General features: G+C 39.8%; 7 protein-coding genes. 1 reads left to right on the plus strand and 6 read right to left on the minus strand.

Annotation, left to right across the window (positions count from 1 at the left end; genetic code table 11):
* Positions 1–31: 31 nt before the first annotated feature.
* From DD616_RS16440 to DD616_RS16470, 6 genes are all read right to left on the minus strand, one after another.
* Positions 32–436, minus strand: a complete 405-nt coding sequence (locus DD616_RS16440; protein WP_094182979.1) for a DUF1801 domain-containing protein — start codon at positions 434–436, stop codon at positions 32–34.
* Positions 437–585: 149 nt separating this feature from the next.
* Complete coding sequence (locus DD616_RS16445; RefSeq protein WP_146162321.1) at positions 586–1,107, minus strand: hypothetical protein; 522 nt, start codon at positions 1,105–1,107, stop codon at positions 586–588.
* Positions 1,108–1,243: 136 nt separating this feature from the next.
* The gene (locus DD616_RS16450; RefSeq protein ID WP_208871930.1) at positions 1,244–1,891 is read right to left on the minus strand and encodes a DUF8453 domain-containing protein; all 648 of its coding nucleotides are present in this window, start codon (positions 1,889–1,891) and stop codon (positions 1,244–1,246) included.
* 147 nt (positions 1,892–2,038) lie between these two features.
* Positions 2,039–2,491 carry a hypothetical protein gene (locus tag DD616_RS16460; protein WP_170901582.1) on the minus strand — a complete coding sequence of 151 codons (453 nt, stop codon included), beginning with the start codon at positions 2,489–2,491 and terminating at the stop codon, positions 2,039–2,041.
* A gap of 164 nt (positions 2,492–2,655) precedes the next feature.
* Positions 2,656–3,447, minus strand: coding sequence for a PhzF family phenazine biosynthesis protein (locus DD616_RS16465; RefSeq protein ID WP_029190005.1), 792 nt, complete (start codon positions 3,445–3,447; stop codon positions 2,656–2,658).
* Between the two features lie 144 nt (positions 3,448–3,591).
* Complete coding sequence (locus DD616_RS16470; RefSeq protein ID WP_208871931.1) at positions 3,592–4,158, minus strand: hypothetical protein; 567 nt, start codon at positions 4,156–4,158, stop codon at positions 3,592–3,594.
* A gap of 1,032 nt (positions 4,159–5,190) precedes the next feature.
* On the opposite strand from DD616_RS16470, the gene DD616_RS16480 reads away from it, so the two are divergent.
* Positions 5,191–5,970, plus strand: a complete 780-nt coding sequence (locus DD616_RS16480; protein WP_208871932.1) for an alpha/beta fold hydrolase — start codon at positions 5,191–5,193, stop codon at positions 5,968–5,970.
* The last annotated feature ends 755 nt before the right edge of the window (positions 5,971–6,725 follow it).

The raw sequence follows: 6,725 nt of genomic DNA on the forward strand, positions 1-6,725 counted from the left end.
CCCTCTTGAGCCGTTTGTTATGTGAATTTTTTCAAGCACCCAAAAGAGGAAAGTTTTTGCGCTGCTGATAGGTTAAAGCTAACTCTAAACAGGATTTGATTGCTGTTTCTGGCAACGGTTTCGATAAGGACAGCACTATTGCTCTGTTTCCCTGAAACTCCAGTTCTTCACAATACAATTCCCGAAATGTATCGACTAGCTTAGTTTGGCAATTAAAAAACAGGTAATAATTATTAGGAGACTTCAGCTTCCAATCCATTCTTAGTGGACTGCCTGTTTTTACGCTGTAGCTTGGCTCACCCCATTTTAGAGATTCATCAACATCACCCAGATCCAATTCAGATACGATTTGAAAGACTAGATTTCGCAGTTCCTCTAGCCTAATACGAACATTTTCCGGATATTCATCGAAGCGATCTTTGACTACCTTGTCCATTGGAATCTCCCATTCACATAACGCCCAATTAAGGGGTGAGCAACGCTACCACCCAACCTAAAGCATTGTACCGTAACCACTAAAATTGAAGTAGAAGCAAAAATGCCAAGCGTTGGGAATCCCTCTTAAATTGCTTGTTATACAGATACTTACCACTTAAACCTACGTATAAACTCTATAAACGCACCCGTTGCCAATGTTGCTGAGAGATTTTTCGTAACCAAGTAAACAACAACATCAACGATAATATTCATAGTTACCCAAATGCTATTATAAGCTAGCTTAAGCTCTGTAAGTTGATGAATGTTATCATGATTTAAGCCATAGCAATTTTCAGTATCTGCTACATTGTCTCTAGATGTAAGTAACTGGTAGTGAGCGACGTATTTATATTCCAATAGTTCAAGAATGGATGAGCAAAGCCACTTATTAATCATAGTTGAAGGGATGTAGTAAACGAGGGGTTTAGACCACCCATTTAGAGAGTCACCAAATTGAACCTGACCTGTTTTTTCGTATTGATCATCTTCATTATAAGCGGCAGTAGTGGAAATCATTTCAAGCAACTGCTCACCAAGATATATTTCTAAGAGTAAGAATTTTATCCACTTCCCCAACGAAATCTCTTTATTTCTTCTCAAAAAGACTAAAGAAAAGATGCTATCTCTCACATGGTCACCTCTATCTGTATAACGCCCAATTAAGGTGTGAAGCACGCGACCGCGACACTCAATTTGACAACCGTAAACACTAAACTTAACCCAAACCAAAAATGCCAAGCGTGCTGAATCACTCTTAAATTGTTTGTTATGTTTTTAAACTAATGCCAGCTTTAACTCGTGGTACATTTAGAAAAACATGGAGTTTGTATACATGCTTATTACTATAAATGTCTTTGTACTCCAACGTAAGTTCCTCTTTGTACTCTCCAGATTGACTTGCCAAATTACTATCAATACAAAATACCCAGCTCATATGCTCACCTGGAGCAATGTGACCTAATGAGCGAAACTCTTGGAAAACCCCAGTAGACAGATCAGCTAATGCGATCTTTTTACCTTTTGAATTAAAGATATTTACATCTAACGCAGGTCCTATACCAATGTTCTTTAAAGCTAAGTCGATAAACTTGTCATCACGATTAGGATCACTGGTAACATATGTTTCAAGGTCAACTTTTACATCATAATTTTCAAGAAAGTAAAGGCACTGCTTCGAACTCTTGTCTTTTAATGAAGGCTCCGTAATCAAAAATGGTCTAACGTTTTCAGCCCTTTGCTTGTGAAATATCATATAGGCAGCAAGGAATGCCAAAACCCCACCTGAATATCCACCAAGGAAGCCTAACCAACCATTAATGTCGCCGATCATTTCGCCGGGTGCATAGGTAACATATAGCTTGAGCAAAAATGGAGAAATCAAAGAAAACAAGATCAAAACAATAACGACTGGCACGTAATTCTCCTTAAAAACATAACGCCCAGTTAAGGGGTGAAGCACGCAATACCGATGTTACTGCATTCCACTTCAACACCGAAACTAACGCATACTAAAAATGCCACGCGTGCTGAATCCCTCTTGAACTGTTTGTTATGTGCGTTTTTATTTTTTCGTCATTAGCCGGCATGCAACCGAAAGGTGGTGCCATTTGGTAGCAAAAGTGTCTGATACGACATACCAGTCATTTACAGAATTCATTGAGCCATGATGCTCGCCCATACACGAACACTGACACTCATGCCCTTCTGCATTCCAACATGCTGGTGCGCACTTTTCTTGCTGCCTATATGGTTGGATAACATATACTTTCCCATATTTATGTAGGCAACGCTTAACTAAGTCATTGAACCAAGCTTTGGGAGTTTCCCACCATTTATGCTCCGCATTCCATTTAGGCTTTCTAGTTGCATTATTTCTCAACCAAGCCATATTTGTTTTTTCAAATGGAAGCTTCACATATAACGGGGCTCCTTTTTCTCCTGTGCGATATAACACAGGAACCACTCGTTGATTTAATAAAGCAGCCAATTTTTGGTCATCAACTTCAAATTCCATCGTTACCTCCAACGATACCAAAGCACATAACGCCCAATTAAGGGGTGAGCAACGCTACCACCCAACCTAAAGCATTGTACCGTAACCACTAAAATTGAAGTAGATACAAAAATGCCAAGCGTTGGGAATCCCTCTTAAATTGTTTGTTATAACGAAGATTTCCACTAAACGTAAACCTGCCCTTTAAGATACAAAACACCTTTTCCAGAGATGACTATTGATTTACCTGACACGCTGCACTTTAAGACACCACCTCTTCTTGAAGCTTGGTACGCAACTAAATCTGATTTACCCAACTTATCAGCCCAGTAAGGAGCTAGCCCAGAATGAATAGAGCCTGTCACAGGATCTTCGTCACCACCGTTCGCAGGCCAAAAGTAACGAGATATGAAGTCATAGTCTTTAGATTTAGAAGTAACGACCACATCCAATGGCGCGAGCTGTTTCAGTTGTTCAGAAACGTAAGTCACTTCAAGAACATCATGCTCATTCTCATAGACGGCAAAATATGCTTGTCTATTTTTTAGCACCTCTACCGGCTGTTTCGATAAGCCGACCAATAGCTGTGCGGGAACAAGTGATACAGCTTCTGGTTTTTGGTTAGGAAAGGTCATTTCGATTTCGTTGTTCGCATTAAGAATGACCGTTAAGTTACCAACTTCACGAGTTATGAACTCGATTTGGTGAGTTACACCAAGCTCGTTAAACAATACGAAAGCAGATGCCAACGTAGCATGCCCACAAAAGTCAATTTCAGTCATTGGTGAAAACCAACGAATCTCGTATTGATTAGAGCCTACCGCTTTGACATAAGCTGTTTCTGATAGGTTATTTTCAGCTGCGATATTTTGCATTAGGTCATCTGAAGGCCATTTCTCAACAGGGATGACCGCAGCTGAGTTCCCTTTAAATTGTTGATCTGTAAATGCATCAACTATAAATATATCCATTTTCAACGTAGAAACTCCATTTGCGTTATAACGCCCGGCTAAGAGTGTGTTTTTTGAGTTCGGTAGTGCGTTGTCAACCCCTTAGCCGGGCGTTATGTGCCCCGTGTAGACCACTACGCAACGTATAAAGTGCGCAGTGGTCTAAGTGACCTAAATATCTAGTATATTAGGGCATATTTCGTTTAGTTGTTTGGCAACATTCATACACGTAATTTTCTCTTTATCAACTAATTGACTGTAGATTGTGTCAACAGCCCCTGTCGCAGGATCGAGGAGTCGAGCTTTTTGGATGTCAAAAATAAAATTTTGAGCATTTTGAATATGCTGTGTTGCACATTGCATAATAAGTGAGTTATGCAGTTTAGAGAAAGCTTGTCTAAGCTTTTCATCAGGCTGATTCTCTTGAGGGCAATATCTTATATTTATCGCCTTTGAAAAAATTTCGCGGTCTTTCTTCGCAGAATCAAAGTCAAGAAACTTACTAGTGCTAACTACTTGAGCAACTGATAGCAAACAAATGATAGCAACCATACCTTTCGTGAAATCGCTTTCGATGTTGTCTATAATTCCTGCATTTATTACAACAAAGAATAGTACAGCAGTACATAACAGAGCGAAACCAGAAAACCAAGTGCCGTCTATGAAGCCTACAATGGCAGATGCGAATGGAATCAAAGCGATTATCGATGCAGTGACTAGTCTACAATTTACGTTCATTAGAACTCCAAGATACTATGAGTGATAGCAAACTATTTTAATAAATTCAGTGTTTTATTGCTACTAATAAGGATCTAGGCACATAACAAACAATTTAAGAGTGATTCACCACGCTTGGCATTTTTGGTTTGGGTCAAGTTCAGTGTTTACGGCGTCCCATTTTAGTGTCGTGGTAGCGTGGCTCACACCTTAATTGGGCGTTATGTGTTGGATGAGTTTTTAAGGTCAAAGCTGCGATTTCATTGAGAATTTGTTCCGTGTTTTCGGCAAGTTGGCTTGGTCGAAATGGATTCTTGAACAACTTGATATTGATCGTTTTCAAGGTTCTTGGGCTGCCTCAATTAAGTTTTGGATCTGGTTTGTGTTGAGTTTCGCTGGTTTCAAATCGCTTTAATTGAAATGTCTTTTTGACTGATTCTCTTGCTGAAGCTCAGCTCTGAAAGTTTGTTGACGCAAAAGGTTTGGTTGTGGCTGAAAGGGCGCTTTCTTTGTTGTTGATTCTGCAAGTGGCTCTCTTTGGCTCAGATCGCTGTGAAATTTAGGTTTTGGTCAGCATCGTTTTTGTACGTAACTTATTCAAATCTCTTCCTTTCTACGGTGGTTTACTTTGAATTCACGGTAAAAATCACATAACAAGCAATTTAAGAGGGATTCCCAACGCTTGGCATTTTTGCTTCTACTTCAAATTTAGTGTTTACGGTACAATGCGTTAGGTTGGGTGGTAGCGTTGCTCACCCCTTAATTGGGCGTTATGCAACTCAGGTAAATTTAGGAGTTCTATCTTTTTAGGTTTCTCCGGCCATTCGTTTTATGTTGTCGGCAAATGAGCTTTTTTACCCTCAAATTCGTGGCTAACTCAAACCGTAAACTTCGTACTTGAATCCAAGAGGTATAACAATCTGTTTAAGAGTGATTCGCAACGCGTGGCATTTTTACTATGCGTTGCGCTTAGTGATTAAGGTGGTATGCGGTAGCTTTGGTGTTGCGCTGCTCACACCTTAACAGGGCGTTAGCCCTTAATAGGAATATCATGTGAAATATTTTCAAAAAGGTAGTGGTGAATATTTAGTCTTGGTTCATGGAGCATTAACAGATGGTTCTATGTGGCTCCCTCATACAGATTCGTTGTCTCAGTATTTTGATGTAGTTTCAGTGACTTTAAGTCATTTTGACAATGATGATAACTTAATTTTTGGTCTGAACTCACACGCTCAAGAACTATGTGAGCTTGTGAAAAAGTTAGTTTCAGATAAGCCCGTGAATGTTGTTGGCTGGTCTTATGGTGCAGATGTTGTATTGAACATGATAGCAACGTCTCAATTGCCATTGTCTAAGGTATTTTTGTATGAGCTGGGATATCCCGGTTGTGTTCAAGAAGATGAAATGAAAACTTGGGTTGCGGATGCAGAGTCAATGTTTGAGCCTGTTTTTAATCATGTACATCAGGGGGATTTGAGTTTAGCTGTTGAATCATTGATTGACGGTTCTGGGAATTGTCATGGTTACTTCGATAAGCAACCAACTGAGGTGAAGAGTTTACAGTTAAAGCAAGCTTATACATTGCCTTTGCAACTAAATCAGCAAGAACATCCATCGATTGATGCCCAAAGTCTATCGAATATCGATCTGTCTTTGATATTTGGGCATGGCGATAAAACACGAGACTTATTTAGGCTGGCCACACAGAGTGATGCACGAGCTTCAAGACACTCAAAATTGGTGGTTATTGAAAATGAATCTCACATGTTACCTCAAGAAAATCCAGAAAAGTTTTCGAGTTTACTAATTGATTTACTGGGGAAAAAGGGCTAACAAACGCTTCAAGAGGGACAGCCAACGCGCGGCATTTTTATTATGCGTTGGTTTTTGTGATTACGGTGTTATGCGGAAAGTTAGTAGTAGCGTTGTCTGCCCCTTAAGCGGGCGTTATGTGTTGGATGAGTTTTTGAGGTTAATTCTACGATTTCATTGAGAACTCGTTCCGTTCTTTCGGCAAGTTGGCTTGGTCGAAATGAGTTCGTGAAAGAGCTTCAATTGGTCACGTCCAAGTCTCTTGGGTTGCCTCAATTGAGTTTTCGATCTGGGTTGTGTTGAATTTCGTCAGTTTCAAATCGCTTCAATTAAAATGTCTTTTTGACTGATTCATTTGCTGGCATTCAGCTTTGAAAGTCTGGTGAAGCAAAAAATTTAGCGGTTGCTGAAAGGGCGCTTTCTTTGTTGTTGATTCTGTAAGTGGCTCTCTTTGGCTCAGATCGCTGTGAAATTTAGGTTTTGGTAAGCATCGTTTTTTCACGTAACTTATTAAAATATCTTCATTTCTACGGTGGTTTACTTTGAATTCACGGTAAAATTCACATAACAAGCAATTCAAGCGGATTCTCAACGCGTGGCAGTTTTACTATGCGTCAGGTAAAGTGCTTTACGGTGCAATGCAGCGGCTTGGCCAGTGCGTTGTTCACCACTTAATTGGGCGTTAGGCAAGGTGAGTTTTTATCGGCTAAATCGAGTTGGAATTGAACGGTAAATTCCATGTTCTCAGACTGAACTTAAGCAATAAATAGTCATCA

This window comes from Vibrio anguillarum (assembly GCF_003390515.1).
GTDB lineage: Bacteria > Pseudomonadota > Gammaproteobacteria > Enterobacterales > Vibrionaceae > Vibrio > Vibrio anguillarum.